The sequence below is a fragment of the Pseudomonas sp. GNP012 genome (assembly GCF_054343835.1).
The window spans coordinates 876,163-902,510 of sequence record NZ_JBTGUU010000001.1 but is presented as its reverse complement, the minus strand read 5'-3'; the positions used below and the strand labels follow the sequence as shown (position 1 = coordinate 902,510).

20 protein-coding genes are annotated in these 26,348 nt (G+C 54.1%); all 20 read right to left on the bottom strand.

Features of this window, described 5'->3' with window-relative positions; translation table 11 throughout:
- Window positions 1-9: 9 nt before the first annotated feature.
- Complete coding sequence (wecB, locus tag ACXX83_RS03990; protein ID WP_015093996.1) at window positions 10-1,137, bottom strand: non-hydrolyzing UDP-N-acetylglucosamine 2-epimerase; 1,128 nt, start codon at window positions 1,135-1,137, stop codon at window positions 10-12.
- Complete coding sequence (locus tag ACXX83_RS03985) at window positions 1,130-2,140, bottom strand: polysaccharide biosynthesis protein (RefSeq protein ID WP_015093995.1); 1,011 nt, start codon at window positions 2,138-2,140, stop codon at window positions 1,130-1,132. The genes wecB and ACXX83_RS03985 overlap by 8 nt, the downstream gene beginning before the upstream one ends.
- A gap of 33 nt (window positions 2,141-2,173) precedes the next feature.
- Window positions 2,174-3,031, bottom strand: coding sequence for a dTDP-4-dehydrorhamnose reductase family protein (locus ACXX83_RS03980; RefSeq protein WP_217837522.1), 858 nt, complete (start codon window positions 3,029-3,031; stop codon window positions 2,174-2,176).
- Window positions 3,028-4,272: a glycosyltransferase family 4 protein gene (locus tag ACXX83_RS03975; protein WP_458547616.1), complete on the bottom strand. Its 1,245-nt coding sequence runs from the start codon at window positions 4,270-4,272 to the stop codon at window positions 3,028-3,030. The genes ACXX83_RS03980 and ACXX83_RS03975 overlap by 4 nt, the downstream gene beginning before the upstream one ends.
- A gap of 3 nt (window positions 4,273-4,275) precedes the next feature.
- Complete coding sequence (locus ACXX83_RS03970; RefSeq protein WP_458547615.1) at window positions 4,276-5,415, bottom strand: glycosyltransferase family 4 protein; 1,140 nt, start codon at window positions 5,413-5,415, stop codon at window positions 4,276-4,278.
- Window positions 5,416-5,439: 24 nt separating this feature from the next.
- Window positions 5,440-7,365 carry an asparagine synthase (glutamine-hydrolyzing) gene (gene asnB, locus ACXX83_RS03965; protein ID WP_217837519.1) on the bottom strand — a complete coding sequence of 642 codons (1,926 nt, stop codon included), beginning with the start codon at window positions 7,363-7,365 and terminating at the stop codon, window positions 5,440-5,442.
- Window positions 7,366-7,399: 34 nt separating this feature from the next.
- Window positions 7,400-8,584 carry a hypothetical protein gene (locus tag ACXX83_RS03960; protein ID WP_458547614.1) on the bottom strand — a complete coding sequence of 395 codons (1,185 nt, stop codon included), beginning with the start codon at window positions 8,582-8,584 and terminating at the stop codon, window positions 7,400-7,402.
- Window positions 8,585-8,726: 142 nt separating this feature from the next.
- Window positions 8,727-9,950, bottom strand: a complete 1,224-nt coding sequence (locus ACXX83_RS03955; protein WP_458547613.1) for an oligosaccharide flippase family protein — start codon at window positions 9,948-9,950, stop codon at window positions 8,727-8,729.
- A 5-nt stretch (window positions 9,951-9,955) separates the two neighbouring features.
- Entirely contained in the window at window positions 9,956-11,005 is a 1,050-nt protein-coding gene (locus ACXX83_RS03950) for an NAD-dependent epimerase/dehydratase family protein (RefSeq protein WP_458547612.1), read from the bottom strand.
- Window positions 11,006-11,064: 59 nt separating this feature from the next.
- Window positions 11,065-12,342, bottom strand: a complete 1,278-nt coding sequence (gene tviB, locus ACXX83_RS03945) for a Vi polysaccharide biosynthesis UDP-N-acetylglucosamine C-6 dehydrogenase TviB (protein ID WP_458547611.1) — start codon at window positions 12,340-12,342, stop codon at window positions 11,065-11,067.
- 472 nt (window positions 12,343-12,814) lie between these two features.
- Window positions 12,815-13,855, bottom strand: a complete 1,041-nt coding sequence (locus tag ACXX83_RS03940; protein ID WP_458547610.1) for an LPS O-antigen chain length determinant protein WzzB — start codon at window positions 13,853-13,855, stop codon at window positions 12,815-12,817.
- Between the two features lie 411 nt (window positions 13,856-14,266).
- Window positions 14,267-14,581: an integration host factor subunit beta gene (ihfB, locus tag ACXX83_RS03935; RefSeq protein WP_104448966.1), complete on the bottom strand. Its 315-nt coding sequence runs from the start codon at window positions 14,579-14,581 to the stop codon at window positions 14,267-14,269.
- Window positions 14,582-14,731: 150 nt separating this feature from the next.
- Window positions 14,732-15,013, bottom strand: a complete 282-nt coding sequence (locus tag ACXX83_RS03930) for a hypothetical protein (RefSeq protein WP_458547609.1) — start codon at window positions 15,011-15,013, stop codon at window positions 14,732-14,734.
- A 210-nt stretch (window positions 15,014-15,223) separates the two neighbouring features.
- Window positions 15,224-16,915, bottom strand: coding sequence for a 30S ribosomal protein S1 (gene rpsA / locus ACXX83_RS03925; RefSeq protein WP_007973639.1), 1,692 nt, complete (start codon window positions 16,913-16,915; stop codon window positions 15,224-15,226).
- Between the two features lie 120 nt (window positions 16,916-17,035).
- Complete coding sequence (gene cmk / locus ACXX83_RS03920) at window positions 17,036-17,725, bottom strand: (d)CMP kinase (protein ID WP_015093983.1); 690 nt, start codon at window positions 17,723-17,725, stop codon at window positions 17,036-17,038.
- Window positions 17,722-19,929 (bottom strand): bifunctional prephenate dehydrogenase/3-phosphoshikimate 1-carboxyvinyltransferase, encoded by a 2,208-nt coding sequence (locus ACXX83_RS03915; RefSeq protein WP_458550155.1) that lies wholly within the window; start codon window positions 19,927-19,929, stop codon window positions 17,722-17,724. The genes cmk and ACXX83_RS03915 overlap by 4 nt, the downstream gene beginning before the upstream one ends.
- A gap of 28 nt (window positions 19,930-19,957) precedes the next feature.
- Window positions 19,958-21,070, bottom strand: coding sequence for a histidinol-phosphate transaminase (gene hisC, locus ACXX83_RS03910; protein ID WP_458547608.1), 1,113 nt, complete (start codon window positions 21,068-21,070; stop codon window positions 19,958-19,960).
- Window positions 21,071-21,082: 12 nt separating this feature from the next.
- Window positions 21,083-22,177, bottom strand: a complete 1,095-nt coding sequence (gene pheA, locus ACXX83_RS03905) for a prephenate dehydratase (protein WP_007939916.1) — start codon at window positions 22,175-22,177, stop codon at window positions 21,083-21,085.
- The gene (gene serC, locus ACXX83_RS03900; protein ID WP_458547607.1) at window positions 22,177-23,262 is read right to left on the bottom strand and encodes a 3-phosphoserine/phosphohydroxythreonine transaminase; all 1,086 of its coding nucleotides are present in this window, start codon (window positions 23,260-23,262) and stop codon (window positions 22,177-22,179) included. The genes pheA and serC overlap by 1 nt, the downstream gene beginning before the upstream one ends.
- 222 nt (window positions 23,263-23,484) lie before the next feature.
- Window positions 23,485-26,139 carry a DNA gyrase subunit A gene (gene gyrA, locus ACXX83_RS03895; RefSeq protein ID WP_126049925.1) on the bottom strand — a complete coding sequence of 885 codons (2,655 nt, stop codon included), beginning with the start codon at window positions 26,137-26,139 and terminating at the stop codon, window positions 23,485-23,487.
- Between the last annotated feature and the right edge of the window lie 209 nt (window positions 26,140-26,348).

The window sequence follows — 26,348 nt, the reverse complement described above, 5'->3', positions numbered from 1 at the left end:
CGACGACGCTCAGGATTTCGACCAGACAGTACGATTGATGTAGTCGGTGTAACTCAGTACGACCCGAACGACCTGCTTCGACACAGGACCTGCCTGGTAATCCCTGACAACCGGGATAACGCGCTGGCTACGATCATGTTGGCTGGTGACTACACGTACGGCATCCAGAACACCCTCCACTTTCAGGCCGCTCATGATGAGAGTGCCTTCATCCATCCCTTCCGGACGCTCGTGCGCATTACGAATGGTAATGGCGGGCAGATTCAGAAGAGAGGCTTCTTCGGTGATGGTGCCGCTATCGGACAGCACGCAGAACGCCGACATCTGCAACTTGATGTAGTCGAGCAGACCGAATGGCTTCGAGAAGCGAATCAGGGGGTGGTCCAGCGATTCGCCTATCGCTTCCAGACGTTTGCGCGTACGAGGATGCGTGGAAACGATGATCGGGTACTGGTACTTGTCGGCCAGGGCTCTCAGCGTTTTGAGCAAGTCGCGAAGGTTTTCCGGCGTATCGACGTTTTCCTCACGGTGAGCGCTGATGATGAAGAACTTGTCCTGCTCCAGGCCTTCTCGCGCCAGCACGTCGGAAGTGAGGATTTTCGGCATGTAATAGTCGAGCACCTCCTCCATATGCGAGCCGGTCTTGATGATGGTTTCAGGACGAATGCCTTCAGCGATCAGGTAACGCCGGGCATGTTCGGTCAAGACCATATTGATATCGCTGAGGTGATCGAGCACCTTGCGGTTCAATTCTTCAGGGACGCGCTGGTCAAAACAGCGGTTGCCGGCTTCCATATGGAACACCGGAATCTTGCGGCGCTTGGCGGCAATGACGGCCAGACAGGTATTGGTATCGCCGTAGAGCAGAAGTGCATCAGGCTTTTCGGCCTCGAATACTTCGTCCGCCTTCGAAATGACTTCGGCGATGGTCTTGGCTGCGGTATCGCCGGCAGCACCCAGAAAGTAATCAGGCTTGCGAATTTCGAGATCATCGAAAAAGACCTGATTCAATTCGAAGTCGTAATTTTGACCCGAGTGAACCAGCACATGATTAACCTGCTTATCAAGCTCGGCAATAACGCGGCTCATCTTGATAAGTTCTGGTCGCGTCCCGACCAGCGTCATGACCTTAAGCATCAAGTTGCTCCTGAATGTATTCCAGATTCAACAGAACTTTCTTCACGCCTTCTACATCGAGACGCTCGGTGTTGTGGGAGGTGTAGTCGTCGAGATCGGAAATTTCCTGCTCGCCCTCGACAAAAAACTTCTTGTAGTTAAGGTCGCGATTGTCCGAAGGGATGCGGTAGTAGCGTCCCATGTCTTCGGCCTTGGCCATTTCTTCTCGGGAGATCAGCGACTCGTAGAGTTTTTCGCCATGGCGAGTACCAATGACCTTGACGGCATTGTCGCGAACAAACAGTTCCTTGAGTGCCTGGGCCAGGTCCGCCACTGTCGAGGCTGGTGCTTTCTGGACGAAAATATCACCTTGCTCGGCATGCTCGAACGCGTGCAGGACCAGGTCAACGGAATCCTCGAGCGACATCAGGAAACGTGTCATGTTCGGGTCGGTAACAGTCAGCGGCTCGCCACTCTGCAGCTGATTGATGAACAACGGGATCACCGAACCGCGCGATGCCATGACGTTACCGTAGCGGGTTGCGCAAATCACCGGGCCTGTCGCCGGAATCATCCGCGATTTGGCAACCATCAGTTTTTCAGCCATGGCCTTGGAAATGCCCATGGCATTGATCGGGTATACCGCTTTGTCGGTACTGAGCACGACAACGCGTTGCACGCCCGAAGCAATAGCCGCATTCAAAACGTTCTCGGTGCCCATGACGTTGGTACGCACGGCTTCCATCGGGTAAAACTCGCAGGAAGGCACCTGTTTCAGGGCGGCGGCGTGGAAAATGTAATCCACCCCCACCATCGCCTGATCCAGGCTGTCGCGATCACGCACGTCACCGATGTAGAACTTCACCTTGTCATTCGACAAGGCAATGCGCATATCTTCCTGCTTCTTCTCGTCACGGCTGAATACGCGAATCTCTTTTACATCAGTATCCAGAAAACGCTTCAACACCGTATGGCCAAACGAGCCCGTACCGCCCGTGATCATCAAAACTTTATTATCGAACATAACTACCTTCCCAAACCTGATTGAATTTAATGATCAACGCAACGCGCGCATCGACTTAACCAATTCCAACCACGACGGTGGAACGTAACCGGTTGCCGCCTGAAACTTCGAGGAGTTCAGCGAGCGATCTATAGCAACTTGACTGTCCGCGATGATCTCGATTTCCTTTTCGTAAACTTCCGCTACCAGCTTCAGAAGAGTCAACTTGTCAATCGGTGCCACCGAAACATGATACAGGCCGTGAAGCTGTGGATTCGGGATCACATAGTCGCGAATGACACGTGCCAGCTCAACGGTAGGCAGTCCTGAGAAAATGGCCTTCTCATAGCCCTTGACCGGCCCGTTCTGGGACAGGAACCAGTCCACCAGCGAGTACTGGCTCCCCAGTTCGTGACCGATGATGGAGGTGCGCAACGTGACGGCATTCAGATCCGTGTGAAGCTCGCCGATGTACTTGGACTTTCCATAGAGATCCTCCGCATCGGAGATATCTTCCTCGGTATACATGCCTTTACGGCCGGAAAACACGCAATCGGTGCTGATATGAATCAGGCGAGCACTGGACAGCGCGCACAATTTGGCAATGCGATGCGGCAACATGGCATTGATGGGCAGCGCAGAAAGTGGGTCCTTGGCATCGGCCAATTGCTTGATCAGCCCGACGCAGTTTACGACGACATCAGGCTTGACCCGTGCCAGAACCGAAACCAGTGAGTCCTGGTCAAGCACGTCGACATTACTGATCAACGAACTGTGCATGTCCTCAGAAAAGTATTTTGCGCCACCCGGATTGCGCAAAGTGCCCCACACCTCGACGTGCGGGTTTCCATGGAATTGCCTGAACACTGTGCTACCCAGCATTCCGGTGACCCCTAACACAAGAACTTTCATTTTGAGATACCTTTTAATTCATTGATCCTGCTACTGAGGATTTCGACCAAACGCTGGCTTTGCCGCTCCATCTCGAAATGCTCGAGGTAGTACGCCCGACCCGCCTGCCCCAACGATTCCCGTTCATCCGAAGTCATGCGGAAAAGTTGCTCAATGCAGTTGGCCATACCTTCGGCGTCCTGCGCCGCAGTGGTCAAACCGGCTCCGGCCTCCAGAATGACGCGCGCACCCTCGCCATCCAGCGCGGCGACAATCGGCCTCCCCGCTGCCAAGTAAGCCTGGACTTTACTGGGGATGGTATAGGAGAACGCCTCATCCTGCTTCAACGTCACCAACAATCCCTGCGCACGGCTGAAAAAATGCGGCATTTCAGTGGCCGCAAAGCGTCCGGCAAGAATAAGGTTGTCCAAACCGCGGGATTCCTTCTGGTTTTCGATCCAGCTCAACATGCTGCCGCTACCGACCAGCACAATCCTGACCTGCGACAAATGGCGAAGCTTGTCAGCGACCTCCACGAGGGTCTCGACCGACTGCGCGGTGCCCAGGTTTCCGGCAAAAACAAGACAGAAATGATTGTCGAGCTCCGCAAGCAAAGGCGCAGGAATCCGGGTCTCCTCTACACTCGGCGGCAGATCCTGATAGGAGTTGGGGTAATACACGACCTTGCCAGGGTTGGCATAACGGGCGACCGGGTCTCGAAACGCCCTCGATTGAACAAGCAGCGTATCGACGAAGGCGTAAATACCCCTCACCAGCCAGCCCACAACGCGCAATATTGCCTTGTTCTTGATGAACCCTGTCGCACTCAAACTCTCTGGCCAAAGATCTTGAACCCATACAACCAGATGGCTTTTGAGTTTCCACTTCAAGTAAATCGCCGGAATAACCGACGTAATGGGAGATGGCGCAAATACAAAAATCGCATCATAGGCCTCCCCTTTCACTGCGCGTGGGTAGTGCTTCAAGCCATTCAAGATAAATGACAAATAGTTCAGTACTAGGTTTTTTGCACCAGAAGTACCACGAGGTCTGAGCGGTGCACGAAAAACACTGACAGAGGACTCGAATACCTCTTCCTGAGCCCCGGAGGCACTGTAGCCGTTAAAGACTACACCATCCGGGTAATTGGGCTTTCCGGTAAGAATTTTTACAACATGGCCCTGGGCAGATAAAGTTTTAACCAGATCATTGATAATAAAAGACTCTGGCCAAAAGTATTGCGACACCACAAGAACCTTCATTTATCAAACACCTTTTTTGGGGCTCACGGCCAACGCCAGCAACTCTGACCATGTTTTTCTCGAGGTTTTTTCCCAGTCAAATTTATCGCTCTGGGTCACCGCCGCAACGGACAACGCCTTCAAAGTATCAGGGCTTGTCAACGCCTCAGACAGCACATTTTTTATATCTTTTGAATCAAACGGAGAAAAATACAGTGCTGCATCTGCTCCAAATTCCGGCATCGGCATTACGTTGGAGCAAATCATCGGCCTTCCGGAAGCGAGCGCTTCGAGAAGAATATTAGGGCAGTTCTCGCACGATGAGGCAAAGAGATTCAGATAGGCGTGATGATAAAGTGGAGGAAGCGCCTGATAGGGAATAGCGCCCAATAAAAGCACTTGACCTTCAAGGCCTAGCGTTGCAATTAGAGACTTTACCCGATCGGCCTCCGGCAGGTTTGTTTCGCCCACAAGAACCAGTGGAAATTTTTCGCGAAGCTCCTTTGGTAGTTCAGCATAAGCGCTAACCACTTCATAATGATGTTTGTAAACATCAAATCGCGACACGTATAAAACATATTCTCCAGCTGGCAAAAAATCCGGCCGAAGGACAGCAGAGTCGCCATGCGTCCTGAATACCGAGCCGATTCCGTGAGGAATCGTAACTGGATTCTTGATATTGGTCAGCGACTCAATGACACTTCGCGCGTAATTTGAAATGAATATCGTCAGATCCGCTTCACGCATGCTCTTGAGCATAATACGATTCAACAACCAATTTCGCAGACGCTGCAATCCAAGTGGAATGCTTTTGCGTACGCGCAAATCAAATGGAATCATGTTCCGAAACATAGTCGCAACTTTGCAACCAGCTGGAGCAGAGGTGCCCACTACGCCACCGGGACAAAACAGAACGTCAGCTTTCTCAGCCTTCAAAATACCGGGCAGCACCCACCGCTCCCACACGGCTCTCACAATCGGGTTTTCAGTGGGCCATGCTGGTTCGATCCGCTTGATCCTCGGATGATCCGGCAGCTTGAGTGACGCCGGGGCGAAAACCAGAATCTCAAGATCCGCATTGTCAGGTACGAACTGAAAAAGATTGATCAGATATGTCTGACCTCCACCAAGACGGGCAGAGAGTGCATTGAAAACTATCTTCATGGAAAACCTTTTGCTCAATCTGAATTAGTGGCTATTTTTATCGAGCCAGGATTGGAACATTAGAATATTCCACAAATGAAGACTGCGATCGTATGTTCCGTTCTGATGCTGGAGCCATGCCGAGCGAATTTTCTGACAATCGAAGTAGCCCTCTCTCTTGAGCCGTTCCTCCGTCAACAGGTCCTCTGCCCACTCTTTCAGCGGCCCTCGCAACCATTGCGCCAATGGAATAGAGAATCCCGCCTTCGGCCTGTCAAAAAATGAAGTAGGAACATATCGCTTAAGAAGCTCGCGAAGCGGCCACTTCCCCACACCATTTTTTATCAGTTGGTCTGACGACAAGGAAAACGCGAGTTCCGCAACCCGATGATCAAGCAATGGAGCGCGGGTTTCCAGGCTTGCGCTCATCGCACCACGATCCACTTTAACCAGCAAATCGTCAGGCAAATACTGAGAGACGTCCCAGCGACGCATTTCCTCGACGTAATCCACTGCCGACTCCCAGGAAACTACATCTTGCCGTTGAGCATCGACACCCAGCACCACATTGTCGTTCGACTGCCACTGAGACATCAATCCGGTATACATCTGCGCCAGATTTTCAGAGCCCAACAACTCGGACATTCTGTAGATACGTCGACCATTGACTTTGGTTCGAAGGCTGCCCGGCAGAATCGAACAGACGTTGTCCCAACCTTTGGACGAAAGCGAACGAAGTGAGTAAGCCATGACCTGGCGTGCAGGCAAAGGCAGTTTCTTAATGCGCGCCCATAGCCCTGCCGTAATCTGATAACGGGGATATCCGGCAAAAAGCTCATCGCCACCATCACCGGACAGTGCTACGGACACATGCTGTTTTGTCATCCTGGAGACCAGGATTGTAGGTATTTGAGAGGAGTCAGCAAAAGGTTCGTCGTATATTTCCGGCAGGTGCGGAATTATTGAAACAGCATCATCGGCACTCAGATAAAACTCGGTGTGGTTAGTCCCCAAGTGCTTGGCAATCGCTTTGGCGTAAGGCGCTTCATCAAACTCGGGTTCATTAAACCCGATCGTGTAAGTGTTGATACTGGTAGAGCTTTGTGATTGCATCAACGACACGATCAAGCTTGAATCGACACCACCTGACAAAAACGCACCAAGTGGAACATCGGCGATCATTTGCGACTTTACTGCAGCAGATAATCTTTGACCGACAACATCCACAACTTCCTTATCGCTGGCCTGCGAAAGCTCGTGTTTTAACTCACCAGCCGGCGGTAATGACCAGTAGGAAACGGGTTCCAGCGCACTAGAAAACGAGCCGACATTCAAATAGTGTGCCGGCTCCAACTTTTTAATGCCTTCATAGATGGACTCCGGAGCCGGAACGTAACCATATCTTACAAACTTGGCTAGCGCATGACGATCAATTCGCAGATCGCTACCAAATGCAGCCTTGATCGCCTTCAACTCGGAGGAGAAGACAAAACGGTCGCCCACAATACCGTAGTAAAGTGGTTTTTCTCCCATTCTGTCTCGTGCCAATGTAATCGTTCTGGAAACTTTATCCCAAACAGCAAATGCAAACATGCCCACCAGGTTTTCAAGGGTTTTTTGTACCCCCCACGCACCGAGCGCTGCCAGCAATACTTCTGTATCGGAGTGCCCGCGCCAGACACGCGTCAGACCTGACGCGATCAACTTCTCGCGCAACTCATTAAAATTGTAGATTTCACCATTGAAAACAATAACATACCGCTCGTCATCGGAAACCATCGGCTGACTTCCGTGTACCGAGAGTTCCAGGATCGAAAGCCGTCGGTGTCCCAGCGACACTCCACTATCGGCATCTGACCAAACTGCTCCATCGTCGGGCCCACGATGTATCAGCGCATCCACCATCTTGCCAACGGCAACGGCGCCTTGCTGATCCAGCTTCCACCCGACAACTCCCGCAATTCCGCACATACCTACTCTCTCAATCCAATGAAAATATTAAAACTCACTTCAAAACCCGAACGAGTTTCATCGTGAAGAATAATCCTAATGCCATCACATAAAAAACCAATGAGTTCAGCAAGTATATTTCGCCGTACCAAACCCAGTGCATAACCGATGCAGCACACAGCATGTACAAGAAAATTCGCAAAAAATCATCCTCGCGGCAGCGCGAGTCGATCAACCGCAAGAAGCAGACACTGATGAATCCATTGAGGAAAACACCAAACAGTCCGAAATTTTCAAAAGCCACGCCGGCAACGTGGATCCCGCCGAGCCCGGTAATGTAATACCAGAGGGCAGGATTATCCACCATAATGGGTTTTTCCATACCCAAAGCCGAATAGAAAGGTGACGGTGCCAACGAAAGGAACATATCGAGGTAGGTCTGGCCGTAACGCAGGTGCTCCCCATCCCAGAAATTGGTTAACTGCTGAACAAGCGGTAAAATTATCGCATTCCAGGAGTTGAACAATAAATACTGAGTAATGTTATCCGACGTTAAGTCCACATCCATTCGGCTCATTGAAACAACAACACCGCTGACGAGCAGAAAAACCATGAATACAGCAACGAATAACAAAGCTTTAAGCTTGAAAAATTGATTATAGCGAAACAACAGCCCCAGGATCGAAGCGACAACCAGGACAACAAAATCACGATCCCCCGTCATTGCGTTGGCAACACAATAGGAAACCACTAGAGCCGCAGATACAAAAAACATCGATCTGGACGGGTAAGAAAATGCCAAGGCAATGATCGCAATGATGGAGAAAACCACCACTGACTCGATACCCGCGAACATTTCAAGCAGTGCGTTCGCGTTCACAAGCCTGAAGCTGATAAAAAAGACGGACAGCGCAAGAAAAATCGCGCCTGCCAGTTTGAAGTCCAACGCAGAAAAAAATGTTTTCCGCTCTGCGTGCAAACTTCTGGGCGGCACCAGCAATGACAATAGATAACCAACGAGTCCACCAGCAACACCAAGAAACCAGACCAACGAAAGTCGGAATACTAATAAGTCATCCAGATAAAAATCATAGTCTCCAATAGGCCAAAGTGTAATGGTTTCGCCCCACAAGCAACTGACAAGCCCCAAAAAAGGCACCGAATAGCAAACGGCGTACAACGCAACGAGATATTTCTTTGATATCAAGCACAGAACGCATTGCGTGAGCAATACCAGCAAGCACGTCGAAACCAGTAATATAACCATTAACCTTGACCAACAAAAACAAAGCAACTGAACCGTAAACCAGACTCAATACTGGCCCCAATATTACTTTCAGCCATACACCCCGTGTCACCAACACACATGTTCAACATATTCATCACTGTACCAACTTACGGCCACCCAGGACCGCCAGCACGGCAATCTGAGCTGCCAGCGCCAAAACAAAGGATCTGAAAAGATCGACGGCCAACATATCGCCTTTTAACCCTGCTACTACCGTCAGCGATAAATAAACAAACGCATAAACACAGCTACCAAGAAAAACAACCCTGGTCATGTTTTTACTATGCAATATTTGAGTGACGATTGTAGTCGTGAGCCCTATGCCACCCGCCAATACTGCGTAAGACAGAAGATCATTTTTGCTGCAAAAGCTACTACCGAGCAGGCACAACCAGTAGCTCTGCGACAAGACCAGGAACACAGGCAAACAAACTGAAATTGATAGCCCGAGCATCAAGTACAGCTTACTGGCACTCTTCCCGCGCCCTGCCAGCTTTACAATGGCATAGGATGTCAGCGAGCTTGGCAGCACGGTGACCAGAATATAAAAAAGAAAAAACAGATTAAAATAGCCAATCTCCGAGACATTCAAGCTCGAGTTGGCAAATATCATCAGACAAACAATATGAACAGGTGCCCCGAGAAGCATACTACCGGCAATAGTCGGAGCCCCTGAGCGTGAAAGCAATGCCACCATTTGTCGAAAGAAGGAAGACTCTTGCTCCCCCTTGTCATCATGACTGAACTGGTTTTTCTTTATTGTAAAAAATCCATATGCAGGTGCGATTAGCGTACAAACCGCGAGGGCAAGAATGACCCCCTCTATTTGCCCTGCAATCTTCGCAATGGAAACTACCAGCAGCAATCCAAGAAGACCATGGGCCGCCAGTGCAGCAGCCCATTTCCCCGAAGTGTTAAGGGAGAACATCAACCCGGTTATAGTCAAATTGCAAACACAAGCGAAACCTAGAAAAAATGCTCCGATCAGCAAGTAACCAGGATTCATTTCGTAAGAGGAAGCAGGCGCCGGAAAAATCAAAAACACGATGACACAGAGGGCACCTACAATGATGCCCCCCCATGACATGAGCCCCAAGGACGTCTTGTAATTTACTTCCTCGGCATTCAGGACCGCATAACGACTCAACGCCACGCTCAAGCACTCTCCTACCACCGTTGCGATGCCTGTGACTATCGCGTAATGGTAAGAGAATACACCGTATAGTTCGACGCCTAAAATTCGTGCCAAACTGAACAACAATACAAACATGCATAGTTTGTTTGCAAGGACAGTGATTGCACAGATCTCTTTAATCACTAGCCTTAACTTCTTGCAAAGAACGAGACATACCAACTTGCTGCTTTCAGCATACCCTCACCAACAGTGAAAAGCGGTTTGTAGCCCAACAAACTCTTAGCTTTATCAATATTCGCCTGCGAATGCCTTACGTCGCCAGCCCGGAAATCCCGATAGACCATATCCGATGTAGACTTGACATCAACGCGAGCCAAAGCGTCCTTGATGCAGGAAAAAACCTGATTCAATGTTGTCCTGTCACCGACGGCGACATTGTAAACATTATTCTTTGCTTCAGGACTGGCACAGGCAGCCAGTATATTGGCTTGAACTGCGTTTTCTACGAAGCAAAAGTCCCGACTTGTTTCACCATCACCATTGACGAAAACCTCCTCGTTGTTGATCATGGCCGCCGTCCACTTAGGAATCACGGCTGCATAGGCGCCATTCGGATCCTGTCGCTTGCCAAAGACGTTAAAATAGCGAAGCCCAATGGTATTGAACCCGTATGTACTGGAAAAAACCTCAGCATACAGTTCGTTTACATACTTTGTGACCGCATAAGGGGACAGCGGCTTGCCAATCACACCCTCAACCTTTGGAAGTCCAGGATGATCGCCATAGGTAGAACTCGACGCTGCATAAGTAAAACTTTTTACTTGCGCATCCTTCGCCGCAACCAACATATTCAGAAAACCGTCGATATTGGTACTGTTCGTTGTAACAGGATCATTGATGGAACGCGGAACAGAGCCTAACGCTGCCTGGTGCAAAACGTAATCCACCGGAATATCGGTGGCCGCCGGGAAAGTCATCGCGGTTCTGCAATCGTCAATATTTCTGATATCACCTTTTACCAGCACGAAGCGCGCCCATTGCTCAGGACTCACTACTGATTGCACTTCATCGAGATTACGCTGGTGCCCTGTTGCAAAGTTATCGAGACCCACAACCCGCTGATCTAATTGCAGCAGTGTCTCCAATAAATTGGAGCCAATAAATCCGGCCACCCCCGTAACCAGCCAAACCTTTGGGGATTGTTGAATTTCAGCTTTAACTTCTTCGAAACGGATCATTTGATTCTCGACTTGTTTTTCCGGCGGTAACGAATCAGGGTCTTTACAGACCCTGATATTCAGAGACGCAGATCTGATTGAGAGGCATCAAGCAGATACTTGAGATCGTAGAGAACGTGCTCTGCTTTACCCAGGCTGCGAATTTGTTCAGCCCCCATCGCAGAGAACTCATTGTGTGCGACAGCCAGGATGATACCGTCGTAAGAATCGACCTGTGGTTGACCGATAGGAGTGATTGAATACTCGTGCATTGCTTCCGCCGCATCTACCCACGGATCATAAACGTCAACAACAATATTGAATTCAGCGAGTTCATTCACAATATCGATGATTTTAGTGTTACGCAGGTCCGGGCAGTTCTCTTTGAACGTCAACCCCATGATCAAAACGCGAGCACCATCAACATGAATCTTGCGTTTGAGCATTGCCTTGACAAGTTGAGATACTACATAGGCTCCCATGCTGTCATTCAAGCGACGACCCGCCAAAATTATCTCGGGATGATATCCGATGGACTGTGCCTTGTGAGTCAAGTAATAGGGATCTACACCGATGCAGTGACCGCCAACCAGTCCCGGACGGAAAGGCAAGAAGTTCCACTTTGTCCCCGCTGCCTCCAGAACCGCCTGAGTATCGATACCCATTTTATTAAAAATAAGTGCCAACTCATTGATCAGGGCAATGTTCAAGTCGCGCTGTGTATTTTCAATAACCTTTGCCGCCTCGGCAACCTTGATACTCTTGGCCTTATGAGTTCCGGCGACGATTATTGTATTATACAAAGCATCAACCAGATCAGCGACCTCAGGAGTGGATCCGGCAGTTACCTTCTTGATGGTAGTAACACGATGCTCTTTATCGCCAGGATTTATCCGCTCCGGGCTATAGCCTGCATAAAAATCGACATTGAACTTCAGTCCGGATACTTTTTCCAGCACTGGAACACAGTCTTCCTCAGTAGCACCAGGATAGACCGTTGACTCATAAATAACGACATCACCCTTTTTCAAAACACGCCCAATCGACTCACTGGCTTTAACCAAAGGAGTCAGATCCGGTCTCTTATGCTCATCAATAGGAGTTGGGACGGTAACAATATATATATTGCAGGCAGACAACTCGTCCAATACAGAGCTAAAACTTAAACCCGACGCAGAACGCAATTCAGAATCAGACACTTCGAGAGTAGCGTCATGACCTGCTTTGAGCGCTTCGATTCGACGCTGGCTGATATCAAATCCGACGACTTGCATTTTTTTGCCAAACTCAACCGCCAGCGGCAAGCCCACATAACCGAGACCCACTATGGCCAACTTCACATCTTCGAGTTTAAGCATTGTTTTCCCTTGCCATTCATCAATATTAAGTCGATCGTAAAAAGCGCGCCAAATCTTGCGCTTTAGAAACAAACATCACGGCCGCGTAAATTAGAAATTATACCGAAAGCGCCTAAGGGAGCCATAAGAATTTTCAGAAAGCCAACGAAGAGCCCGAACGCCCTCCTTTCCACCTGCACACACTCAAAACCACGGCTGCAACGCAAGCCGCTGCAACGCAATTGCCAGTTTTTGATCGCACTCTGCCTAGCACGATGCCGGGCACACATTCAACTCAGCACATGAAAAAATATGCAAAACCCGGAAAGCGGCGTTCAGCCTGTAAAAATCCCTGTCAGAACTGACAGCAGCAAGGTCACTGAAATCAATGTTCCAACCAGAACCCGACCCGTTTCGCCCAGACAGGCAGACAACCTGTTACTGACCCGAAGATAGAAATGCCCCCTCCCAAGGTGATTTCCTACAAACTCAGCTATTCCGGCCTCACGACAAACAGCCCGCGAAGCAATACGAAAGCAATGCCTGTGATCAGGCCAGTAATAACACCCAATACAAGGATCAGAGCCTTGTTAGGCTTCACCGGGTTATCTGGCAACTCCACAACCCCGTCTTGCCGATAGACGGATACCACCGCCGGCTCTGTTTTAAGCCCCTTGAAAAAGTTGTATCGATCCTGAAGATCACGCAAGTGATCCGTAAAAGGGTCATCGGACTCGCGAGCCTTTAAACTTTCAATCTCCGCCTTTAGCGCTTTCGAGCCACGCATATACCTAAGCTGACCTGCCTCCCCACCCGCAATGACCGATTGACTCACCGTGATCGCCGGCGGCTTTTCAAGACCGATTGACTCGGCTATCCGCAGCGCCTCACTCAATCTGGCAATCGAATCTTCTCTGGCCCTGCTGCTTTTCTCTCTGGCGGAACTTATCTGCTGCTCCAAATTACGAGCCCGAACCTCAGACTCAATTGAAACGTTCTTGATCATTTCGTTCTTGGCCAACTCGCCAGCCTGAGCCACATATTCAGCAACCCACTCTTTGGCCTTCTCGGGATTGGTAGTCTGCACGACAACCGAATACCTGTCAGAGTTTTCCCTGAGCGGCGGAACCACACGCAACACCTCGGAAAACTTCGAATACAGGACATCCCGGGACTTTTTTTGCTCCTCCAGGGGCAAACTCGGCACATAAATCTTGCTAAAAAAATCTAGACGGAGAGACTCTGCCTGTAAATATCGAGTGTAAATATCATAGACATCCTTAACTGTGTAAGGAATCAACTCTGACTCTTTCATTCGACCGTAGTTAAAATTGGATATATCACTCTGAGACGGCGGCATCACAAAAGCTTTCGCCTCATAGACGGGAGAAGCCAGGAAAGCATAGCTCGCTGCAAGAGCAGCCCCCAAAACAGCAAAACCGACAACAACAAGTTTCTGCCTTAAAATCGCACGAACAAACCTTTGAAATTCAAAATCTTCCAGCCCATTATCTTTTTTTGAATCAACATGCATATATTGTTAGCCTTTTTCACTAAAGCGGTTACGTTAATTACATAAACCCGACCACTTGAGAAGAATCAACGTAAACCAGGCAGAAAAGAAGGAAACGCTCCCCCCTTTTCTCAACTCACGCAAAAATACTTTATTACATCTACGGGCGCGCAGATTAAAAACACCAGGCAAAATCAATGCTCGGCCTATCGTCCACGCCTCCTCCCCAGGAAATGAGCCACCACGACCCCGCCACCAAAAATCATCCCCATCAGGAACGAAGCAACTCCGAACATCGAGATCTGTAGCTGGGGCGACGAAAAACCGAAGAGGGAAACAACGACAAGCTGCTGGTTTTCCAGCACGAAGAGCAGGCTTGTAATTGATATTAACAAGACAAGCCCAGTGATCATGAATCGCTTGATGCGACTCTTATCTCGCCAACTCATCGCCACCTAAACCCTCCTCTTCCTCATTTACACGATCACGCAATTCTTTACCCGGCTTGAAATGCGGAACGAATTTGCCGTCGAGACTGACAGACTGACCGGTTTTCGGATTACGGCCAACCCGTGGAGCACGGTAGTGCAGAGAGAAGCTGCCAAACCCCCGGATCTCGATACGGTCTCCGGTAGCCAGACATTGGGACATTTGCTCAAGCATGGTCTTGATGGCCAGCTCCACATCCTTGGATGAAAGCAGCCCTTGATGGGTGACAATTCGTTCGATCAACTCCGACTTCGTCATATTTTTCCCTTCTTTTTCAAGCAGCTAGATCAGCGCTCCAAAGGTTTTAGCACGCCGGCATGATTTTGAACAGCCCGAGTTTTGCCATACATCCCACCACCCCGGAATGCCTGATTCCTGGACCGAGGAGACCTCCGGGCCATCACTGCCTCATCGGCAAATCACCAGCATAGTGCGCGTCAGGAAACCTGCGGGATTGAAGCCGAAGGGGAAGCCATCTTCCTCTTCCTTGACATCATCAGACCTCGCCACCACTTTATAGCCCGCCCCCCCGCACTCCTTGGCCGCGCGTTTGTAACACTTATCCCATTTCGAACCGAGCCCCGAACAATCAACCTCAATGCCGCTCACCCCGCGCACTGCGTGAGTTTTGGCATTGGTGGCACAACCCGCTAGCGCCAGCACTGCTACTGCGACAATTAGCTTGTTCATTCACGTCCTTTTGCCAGAATGCACAATGGGCGATCATTAGTCTCAAGCTAAAGACTAGCCGCAAATAAGCACTTGATCCGACTAAACAATCAGACATTTTCTCAGCAGCTTTGGTTCACGACCCGAGCAACCAAAGCCGGGCGCGACTCACCAAATTCCAGGCAAAAAAAAGGGTGACCGAAGTCACCCTTTTTTAAAGAAAGCCAGAACTTAGTTCTGTTTTTCCATTTGTGCACGCAGCAGGTCACCCAGAGTGGTGGCCACAGGAGCATCAGTAGCTACTGGCTTGTCGCGCAGGCTCTGGATTGCTTCTTTCTCGTCTTCAACGTCTTTCGACTTGATCGAGAGCTGGATTACACGGCTCTTGCGGTCAACGCTGATGATCTTGGCTTCTACTTCTTCGCCTTCTTTCAGAACGTTGCGCGCGTCTTCAACGCGGTCACGGCTGATTTCGGAGGCTTTCAGAGTCGCTTCGATATCGTCGGCCAGAGTGATGATGGCGCCTTTAGCGTCAACTTCCTTCACGATGCCTTTAACGATGGCGCCTTTGTCGTTCTCTTGAACGTACTCGGAGAACGGATCGCTTTCCAGTTGCTTGATACCCAGGGAGATGCGCTCGCGCTCTGGGTCAACCGACAGGATAACGGTGTCCAGCTCGTCGCCCTTCTTGAAGCGGCGTACGGCTTCTTCGCCCACTTCGTTCCAGGAGATGTCGGACAGGTGAACCAGACCGTCGATGCCGCCGTCCAGACCAATGAAGATACCGAAATCGGTGATCGACTTGATGGTGCCGGAGATTTTATCGCCCTTGTTGAACTGGCCAGAGAAATCTTCCCATGGGTTAGATTTGCACTGCTTGATGCCCAGGGAGATACGACGACGCTCTTCGTCGATGTCCAGAACCATGACTTCCACTTCGTCGCCGACTTGTACGACTTTCGAAGGGTGGATGTTCTTGTTGGTCCAGTCCATTTCGGAAACGTGCACCAGACCTTCAACGCCTTCTTCCAGCTCAGCGAAGCAGCCGTAGTCGGTCAGGTTGGTTACACGAGCGGTAACGCGAGTGCTTTCCGGGTAACGAGCTTTGATAGCAACCCATGGATCTTCGCCCAGTTGCTTCAGGCCCAGGGAAACACGATTGCGCTCGCGATCGTACTTCAGAACCTTGACATCGATCTCGTCGCCAACGTTGACGATTTCGGAAGGATGCTTGATACGCTTCCAAGCCATGTCGGTAATGTGCAGCAGGCCATCGACGCCACCCAGATCGACGAATGCGCCGTAATCGGTGAGGTTCTTGACGATACCTTTGACTTGTTGGCCTTCCTGCAGGGATTCCAGCAGAGCTTCGCGCTCGGCGGAGTTCTCGGCTTCCAGGACGCTGCGACGGGAAACGACAACGTTGTTGCGCTTCTGGTCCAGCTTGATGACCTTGAATTCCAGCTCTTTGCCTTCCAGGTGCGTGGTGTCGCGCACTGGACGGACGTCAACCAGAGAACCTGGCAGGAACGCACGGATGCCGTTAACGTCGACAGTGAAGCCGCCTTTAACCTTACCGTTGATAACGCCCTTGACCACTTCTTCGGCTGCGAAGGCTGCTTCCAGAACAATCCAGCATTCAGCGCGCTTGGCTTTTTCACGGGACAGCTTGGTTTCACCAAAGCCGTCTTCAACCGAGTCCAGAGCAACGTGAACTTCGTCACCGACGTTGATGTTCAGTTCGCCAGCGTCGTTGTAGAACTGCTCAAGCGGGATGAGTGCTTCAGACTTCAGGCCAGCGTGAACGGTTACCCAGCGAGCCTGGTAATCGATATCAACGATAACACCGGTGATGATGGAGCCTGCCTGAAGGTTCAGGGTTTTTAGGCTTTCTTCAAAGAGTTCCGCAAAGCTTTCGCTCATTTTAATTCCTGTTGATGAGGGCGAAGAAAACGCCCATCTCCACACCCCAGACGGTGTGGGTTAGTTTCATTTAAAAGAAGCCACCGCAGGACTATGACTGGTCCCCTGCGGTCTTCTTGGTCACCCGGCGATATCGCGGATGGCGATCTCGCTCATGATGCGTTCCAGCACCTGGTCGATGGACAATTCCGTGGAATCCAGCTGTATGGCGTCAGCCGCCGGTTTGAGCGGGGCTACCGCTCGCTGGGTGTCACGCTCATCGCGTGCACGTATCTCATCTAGCAGACTCGACAGACTAACACCCTCGACTTTGCCCTTCAACTGCAAATATCGGCGGCGCGCCCTCTCCTCGGCACTCGCGGTCAGAAAAATCTTCAGTGGCGCATCAGGAAAAACCACCGTTCCCATGTCGCGCCCATCCGCCACCAGGCCCGGCGCTTCCTGAAAAGCACGCTGGCGCTGCAGCAGCGCCTCGCGTACAGCGGGCAACGCAGCCACCTGGGACGCGCCGGAACCGACGCTTTCGGTGCGGATGACATCGCTGACTTCATCACCTTCCAGAATGATGCGTTGCAGCTGACCGTCCGTCGCCGCGATGAACTGCACGTCCAGATGAGCGGCAAGTTTCTTCAGCAACTCTTCGTTGGTCAGGTCGACGCCATGGTTATGCGCGGCGAAAGCCAGCAGGCGGTACAACGCACCGGAGTCCAGCAGGTTCCAGCCCAGGCGCTTGGCCAGAATCCCGGCTACCGTGCCCTTGCCCGAACCGCTTGGCCCATCGATGGTGATGACCGGTGCAATGTTTTTCACGACTGCGCCTCTTGTGCCACACGAATGCCGACCTGCGCGCACAGCGCCAGGAAGTTCGGGAACGACGTCGCGACGTTGGCGCAATCATGAATGCGGATCGGCGCACTGGCGCGCAGCGAAGCAACGCTGAACGCCATGGCGATACGGTGATCACCATGACCGTGCACTTCACCGCCGCCGATCTGGCCGCCGTCGATGATGATGCCGTCCGGGGTCGGCTCGCATTTGACGCCCAGTGCCAGCAGACCGTCCGCCATGACCTGGATGCGATCCGACTCCTTGACCCGCAGCTCTTCGGCGCCGGTCAGCACGGTGCGCCCTTCGGCACAGGCAGCGGCCACGAACAGCACCGGGAACTCGTCGATGGCCAACGGAACCAGCGCTTGCGGAATCTCGATACCTTTGAGTTTAGCTGCCCGCACACGCAGGTCAGCCACGGGTTCGCCGCCGACTTCACGCTGGTTTTCCAGAGTGATGTCCGCCCCCATCAGACGCAGGATGTCGATCACACCGGTACGGGTCGGATTGATGCCGACATGCTCGAGCACCAGGTCCGAACCTTCGGCGATCGATGCAGCCACCAGGAAGAACGCCGACGACGAAATGTCGCCCGGAACTTCGATGTGGGTCGCGGCCAGCTTGCCACCGGACTCAACCGATGCCGTGGCACCGTCAACGCTCACCGGGTAGCCGAAACCGCGCAGCATGCGCTCGGTATGGTCGCGGGTCGGAGCCGGCTCGGTAACGGTGGTCTTGCCTTCGGCGTACAGACCGGCCAGCAGCAGGCAGGATTTAACCTGGGCGCTGGCCATCGGCATGGTGTAGGTCAGGCCCTTGAGCTTGTTGCCACCACGTATGGTCATCGGTGGACGACCTTCGGCGGCAGTCTCGATCACCGCGCCCATTTCACGCAGCGGATTGGCCACGCGATTCATCGGGCGCTTGGACAGCGAGGCGTCGCCGGTCAGGGTGCTGTCGAAGTTCTGCGCAGCCAACAGGCCGGACAGCAGACGCATCGAAGTACCGGAGTTGCCCAGGTAGATCGGGCCCGGTGCCGGCTTCAGGCCGTGCAGGCCAACGCCGTGAATGGTCACGCGTCCGTGGTGCGGACCTTCGATGACCACGCCCATGTCACGGAACGCCTGCAAGGTCGCCAGGGCATCTTCACCCTCGAGGAAGCCTTCGACTTCGGTGACGCCCTCAGCGAGGGAACCGAGCATGATCGAACGGTGGGAAATCGATTTGTCACCCGGTACGCGAATCCGACCGGACAGGCGGCCACCAGGTTGAGCCAGGAAAATCAGATCGTTGGAATTCATAGCGTCCACATAGGCCCTGCGGGCCAGGATTTTACTGAAATGCTCGCGGGCAACCCGGGCGCGAGTGAAAACGCCCAACAATTGGTGCCCATCCCCTGCATCGACCGCGTCGCGCAAGGCGTCGAGATCGCTGCGAAATGTATCGAGTGTGCGCAGGACAGCTTCGCGGTTGGCGAGGAAGATGTCGTGCCACATGACCGGGTCGCTACCGGCGATTCTTGTGAAATCGCGGAAACCGCCCGCAGCGTAACGGAAGATCTCAAGATTTTCATTGCGCTTTGCCAACGAATCGACCAGGCCGAACGCCAGCAAGTGTGGCAGATGACTGGTTGCGGCCAATACTTCGTCGTGACGTTCGACTTGCATGTGCTCGACATCGGCACCCAGCGCGCACCACAAACGGTCGACCACTGCCAAGGCTGCCGGATCGGTCTGATCCAGCGGCGTCAGGATCACCTTGTGCCGACGGAACAGCTCGGCGTTGGAGGCCTCGACCCCACTCTGCTCGGAACCGGCAATCGGATGCCCCGGCACGAAGCATGGCGGCATCTTGCCAAATGCTTCAGTGGCAGCGCGCACCACGTTGCCCTTGGCGCTACCGACATCGGTCAGGATCGCCTGCCCCAGGTCCATGCCAGCCAGGCGCGCGAGCACTTTCTCCATGGCCAGGATCGGCACCGCCAGCTGAATGACGTCGGCGCCCTGACAAGCAACGCCCAGGTCTTCTTCGCAGCGATCCACCACACCCAACTCGACCGCGAGCTTGCGCGATTGTGCATCGAGATCGACCCCGACCACTTCGCGACACATCCCGCTTTCGCGCAACCCCTTGGCAAACGAACCGCCGATCAACCCCAGACCGACCACCACCAGGCGACCGATCATAGGTTCAGCAGATTGCAGTGCAGTGACATCAACCACGAGCCAGAACCTTGGTCAGCGCATCCAGGAAGCGGCTGTTCTCTGCCGGCAGACCAATGGTGACGCGCAGGTGATTCGGCATGCCATAGTTGGCCACCGGGCGTACGATCACACCTTCACGCAGCAAGCCCTGGAACACCGGGGCCGCGACTTGACCGAGATCGACGCAGATGAAATTGCCTTTGGATGGAATCCAGCTCAGCCTCAGTTCACGGAAACCGGCTTCCAGTTGCTGCATGCCGGACTCGTTCAACTGACGGCTTTGCGCCAGATACTCGTCGTCCTTCAATGCCGCACAGGCCGCGGCCAGGGCCAGGCTGTTGACGTTGAACGGCTGGCGCACACGGTTCAGCACGTCTGCGACTACTGACGTGGACAAGCCATAACCCACGCGCAACGCCGCCAGACCATACGCCTTGGAGAAGGTGCGGGAAACCAGCAGGTTCGGGTAGGCCGCCAGGAAGTCCAGGCCATCCGGCAGATCGCTGCCTTCGGCGTACTCGATATAGGCCTCGTCCAGTACGACCAGCACATGCTCCGGAACATCCTGCAGGAATTCGTCCAGCGCCTCGGCGTCGAACCAGGTCCCGGTCGGGTTGTTCGGGTTGGCGATGAAGACCACGCGGGTATTGACGTCGATGGCTGCCAGCATGGCAGGCAGGTCATGCCCCCAATCCCTGGCCGGAACCACCTTGGCCTGTGCGCCGACCGCCTGAGTGGCAATCGGGTAGACCGCGAACGCATGCTCGCTGAACACGGCGTTCAGGCCCGGCGCCAGATAGGCACGCGCGACCAGTTCCAGGATGTCGTTGGAACCATTGCCCAGCGTAACCTGATCAAGTTCGACGCGGCACTGCTCGGCCAACAGACTCTTGAGGGCAAAGCCGTTGCCGTCCGGATAACGGGTCAGCTCGGCCAGCGCATCGCGGATGGCCGCCAACGCCTTGGGACCGGGGCCCAGCGGGTTTTCGTTGCTCGCCAGCTTGATGATGCTGGCTGGATCGAGGTCCAGCTCGCGAGCCAGTTCGTCCACGGGTTTGCCCGGAACGTAAGGCGAAAGTTGTTGCACGCCCGGCTGTGCCAGAGCGAGGAAATTACCACTCATTTGCTACCGCCCTTAGAGAACTGCTTTCGGGTAGGAACCCAGCACTTTGAGTGCCACTGCTTCCTGACTGATTTTTTCCAGCACGCCTTTTACCAGCGGATCGCGGTGGTGGCCGACAAAATCGATGAAGAACACGTAGGTCCATTTGCCGCTGCGCGACGGACGGGTCTCGATTCGCGTCAGGTCGATGCCGTTGTCGTGGAACGGCACCAGCAACTCATGAAGCGCACCCGGCTTGTTGCTCATCGAGACGATGATCGAGGTCTTGTCGTCGCCGGTCGGCGGCACTTCCTGGTTGCCGATCATGAGGAAGCGCGTGGAGTTATCCGGACGGTCCTCGATTTTTTCGGCCAGACGGGTCAAGCCGTACAGGCCGGCCGCCATGTCACCGGCAATCGCCGCCGAGTTCCACTCGCCCTTGACCCGCTTGGCCGCTTCGGCGTTGCTGGACACCGCCACCCGCTCGACATTCGGGTAATGGGCGTCCAGCCACTTGCGGCACTGGGCCAGGGACTGGGCGTGGGAGTAGATGCGGCTGATGCTGTCGGTCTTGGTGTTTTCACCGACCAACAGGTGATGGTGGATACGCAGCTCGACTTCGCCGCAGATCACCATGTCATGCTCGAGGAAGCTGTCGAGGGTGTGGTTGACCGCGCCTTCGGTGGAGTTTTCCACCGGCACCACGCCAAAGTTCACCGCCCCGGCCGCCACTTCACGGAACACTTCGTCAATCGCCGCCATCGGCTTGCTGATCACTGCGTGACCGAAGTGCTTCATGGCCGCCGCCTGGGTGAAGGTACCCTCAGGGCCGAGATAAGCCACTTTCAACGGCTGCTCGAGTGCCAGGCAGGAAGACATGATTTCGCGGAACAGCCGCGCCATCTCTTCGTTGCCCAGCGGCCCCTGGTTACGCTCCATGACACGCTTGAGCACCTGAGCCTCACGCTCAGGACGATAGAACACCGGCACTTCGCCTTCGGCCAGCGAGGCCATCTTTACTCGCGCGACTTCCTGGGCGCAGCGCGCACGCTCACTGATCAGCTCCAGGACCTTTTCGTCCAGGGCATCAATGCGCAGGCGCAGTGCCTTGAGTTCTTGCTCAGACATTAGCCGTGTTCCTTCTCGAACTCTGCCATGTACAAAATCAGCGCATTGACGGCGTTGATGTCGACGGCGTTATAGATGGAGGCGCGCATGCCACCCACGGAACGGTGGCCCTTGAGGTTCAACAGGCCACGCTCGTCGGCACCGGCCAGGAACGGCTTGTCCAAGCGATCATCAGCCAGGCGGAACGGCACGTTCATCCACGAGCGGTCCGACTTGTTGATCGGGTTGCTGTACAGGCCGCTGGCATCGATGAAGCTGTACAGCGTGCGCTGCTTGACTTCGTTGAGCTTGCCGATGGCCTCGACACCGCCCTGCTCTTTGAGCCACTCGAACACCAGGCCGGACAAATACCACGCCAGGGTCGGCGGGGTGTTGTACATCGAGCCGTTGTCGGCCGCGACCTTGTAATTGAGCATAGTGGGGCAAATGGAGCGGGCCTTGCCCAGCAGGTCTTCGCGAACGATATTGACGACGATACCGCTCGGGCCGATGTTTTTCTGGGCACCGGCGTAGATCATGCCGAAACGCGAAACATCCACCGGGCGCGACAGGATGTCCGAGGACATGTCGGCCACCAGCGGAACGTCACCGGTTTGCGGAATCCACTGGAACTCCAGGCCGCCGATGGTTTCGTTCGGCGCGTAGTGAACATAGGCCGCGTCTTTCGACAGCTTCCACTCGTTCTGACCGGGAATGGCGAAATAGTCGTAGGGCTTGGCGGTGCCGGCAACGTTGACCTGGCCGTAGCGCGAAGCTTCTTCGATGGCTTTCTGCGACCAGATACCGGTGTCGATATAGTCGGCCGAGCCGTTTTCCGGCAGCAGGTTCAGAGGAATCTGCGCGAATTGCTGGCTGGCGCCACCTTGCAGGAACAGCACTTTATAGTTCGAAGGGATATTCAGCAGATCACGCAGATCCTGCTCGGCCTTGGTGGCGATGGACACGAACTCATCACTGCGATGGCTCATTTCCATGACCGACAGACCCTTGCCGTGCCAGTCGAGGAGTTCACCCTGGGCGCGCTGCAGGACAGCTTCGGGAAGCGCCGCAGGACCGGCACAGAAGTTATAGGCTCTCTTGCTCACATCCAATCTCGCTCTGATTTGGGGGTATCACATATCAGTCGACGCCAACCTGATGTGGGAGCGGGCTTGCTCGCGAAAACGGGCTGACATTCAGCAAAGATGTCGCCTGATACTCCGCTTTCGCGAGCAAGCCCGCTCCCACAGGGGATCTCATGGGCGTCGATATTTCATTACGGACAAACAACAAGGGGGCGAATTTTCATCCGCCCCCTGCTTGCCCGCTTATTCCTGTGGCTCTTCGTCAGCAGCGGCGTCGAGTTGCTGGTCTTCGGCAACGTCGTCGATCACGACTTCACCATCGAACACCGCACCCTCTTCACCCTCCAGTTCTTCACCTTCGATTTCCGAAGGTTCCTGAACCCGCTCCAGCCCGACCAGGGTTTCATCCTTGGCCAGTTTGATCAGGGTCACGCCCTGGGTGTTACGACCCAGGCTGGACACTTCGTCGACACGAGTACGCACCAGGGTGCCCTGGTCGGAAATCAGCATGATTTCCTCGCCGTCGAGCACCTGGACGGCGCCGACCAGGCGGCCGTTACGCTCGTTGCTGACCATGGCGATAACGCCCTGACCGCCACGCTTGTACTCAGGGAACTCGGTGATCGCCGTGCGCTTGCCAAAACCACGCTCGGAAGCGGTGAGGATCTGACTGCCTTCTTCCGGGATCAGCATGGAAATAAGCTTCTGGCCTTCCGGCAGACGCATGCCGCGAACACCGCGGGCGGTACGGCCCATGGCGCGAACGTCGGATTCCTTGAAGCGGGTAACCTTGCCGCCGTCGGAGAACAGCATCACTTCACGCTCGCCATCGGTAATGGCGGCAGAAATCAGCACGTCGCCTTCGTCCAGCTCCAGCGCGATCAGGCCGACGCTGCGCTGACGGCTGAAGGATTCCAGCGGGGTCTTCTTCACGGTGCCGTTGGCGGTGGCCATGAAGATGTAGTGACCCTCGGTGTATTCCTCGACCGGCAGCATGGTGGTGATGTATTCACCGTCATCCAGTGGCAGCAGGTTGACCAGCGGACGACCACGGGCAGCGCGGGACGCTTCAGGGATTTCGTAGGTCTTCAGCCAGTACACCTTGCCCTTGCTGGAGAACAGCAGCAGCGTGGTGTGACTGTTGGCAACCAGCAGGTGAGCGATGTAGTCCTCATCCTTGACGCCGGTCGCCGACTTGCCTTTACCGCCACGACGCTGGGCCTGGTACGCAGCCAGCGGCTGGGTCTTGGCATAGCCACCGTGGGAGATGGTCACGACGCGCTCTTCTTCCGGGATCATGTCACCCAGGGTCAGGTCGAGACGGGCATCGAGAATCTCGGTGCGGCGCACGTCGCCATACTCGGCGCGAATCACTTCCAGCTCTTCGCGGATCACTTCCATCAGGCGCGTGGCGCTATTGAGGATGCGGATCAGCTCGCCGATCTGGTTGAGGATCTCTTGATACTCGGCCAGCAGTTTTTCGTGTTCCAGACCGGTCAGGCGGTGCAGACGCAGTTCCAGAATGGCTTGCGCCTGTTCCGGCGACAGGAAGTACTTGCCGTCACGCAGACCGTATTGCGGATCGAGGTTTTCCGGACGGCACGAATCGGCGCCGGCACGCTCCACCATCGCCACCACGGCCGAGGACTCCCAAGGGGTGCTGACCAGCGCTTCCTTGGCTTCCGACGGCGTTGGCGAAGCCTTGATCAGGGCGATGACCGGGTCGATGTTCGACAGGGCAACCGCTTGACCTTCAAGAATGTGACCACGCTCTCGGGCTTTGCGCAGTTCGAACACGGTACGACGGGTCACCACTTCGCGACGGTGACGAACGAAGGCTTCCAGCAGGTCCTTGAGGTTCAGGATCCGCGGACGGCCGTCGATCAGCGCGACGATGTTGATGCCGAACACCGCTTGCAGCTGGGTCTGGGCGTAGAGGTTGTTGAGGATCACCTCAGGCACTTCGCCACGACGCAGCTCGATCACGACGCGCATACCGTCCTTGTCGGACTCGTCGCGCAGTTCGGTGATGCCTTCGAGCTTCTTCTCTTTTACCAGCTCGGCGATCTTCTCGATCAGACGCGCCTTGTTCAACTGGTAAGGGAGTTCGGTGATGACGATCTGCTGGCGGCCACCGACCTTGTCGATGTCTTCGATCATCGAGCGGGCGCGCATGTAAATGCGGCCACGGCCAGTGCGGTAGGCTTCGATGATGCCGGCGCGACCGTTGATGATCGCAGCGGTCGGGAAGTCCGGACCGGGGATGTATTGCATCAGCTCGTCGACAGTCAGCTCGGGATTGTCGATGAGCGCCAGGCAACCGTCGATGACTTCACCGAGGTTGTGTGGCGGAATGTTGGTCGCCATGCCCACGGCGATACCGCTGGAACCGTTGACCAGCAGGTTGGGAATACGGGTCGGCATGACCGCCGGGATCATTTCGGTGCCGTCGTAGTTCGGCACCCAGTCCACGGTTTCCTTATGCAGGTCGGCCAGCAGCTCGTGCGCCAGCTTGGTCATGCGCACTTCGGTGTATCGCATGGCCGCGGCGTTGTCGCCGTCCACCGAACCGAAGTTGCCCTGGCCGTCTACCAGCAGGTAGCGCAGGGAGAATGGCTGTGCCATCCGAACGATGGTGTCGTACACCGCGGTATCACCGTGCGGGTGATACTTACCGATCACGTCACCGACAACACGGGCAGATTTCTTGTACGGCTTGTTGAAGTCGTTGCCCAGCTCGCTCATCGCGAACAGCACGCGCCGGTGCACGGGCTTCAAGCCATCGCGCGCATCCGGCAGTGCCCGCCCGACAATTACGCTCATCGCGTAGTCGAGGTAGGACTGCTTCAGCTCGTCTTCGATATTGACCGGGAGGATTTCTTTGGCCAGTTCGCCCATGAGAAGCCTGATTCCTTTTTCTGGTGAAACTTCGTCAGGACCAACGAAGCTCGCCGCTGCAGGCTCGGTGCCATGCAGTGGCTTACGACAAATCAACGAGTTATGCCATGGATCTGCGCAGTAAAGGTCACCCCGCAGGGTAACCATGGAAACCGCCGAATGTTATCACAAGAGCCGCCACGCACCTATCCCCCAGATGCGCATGGAGA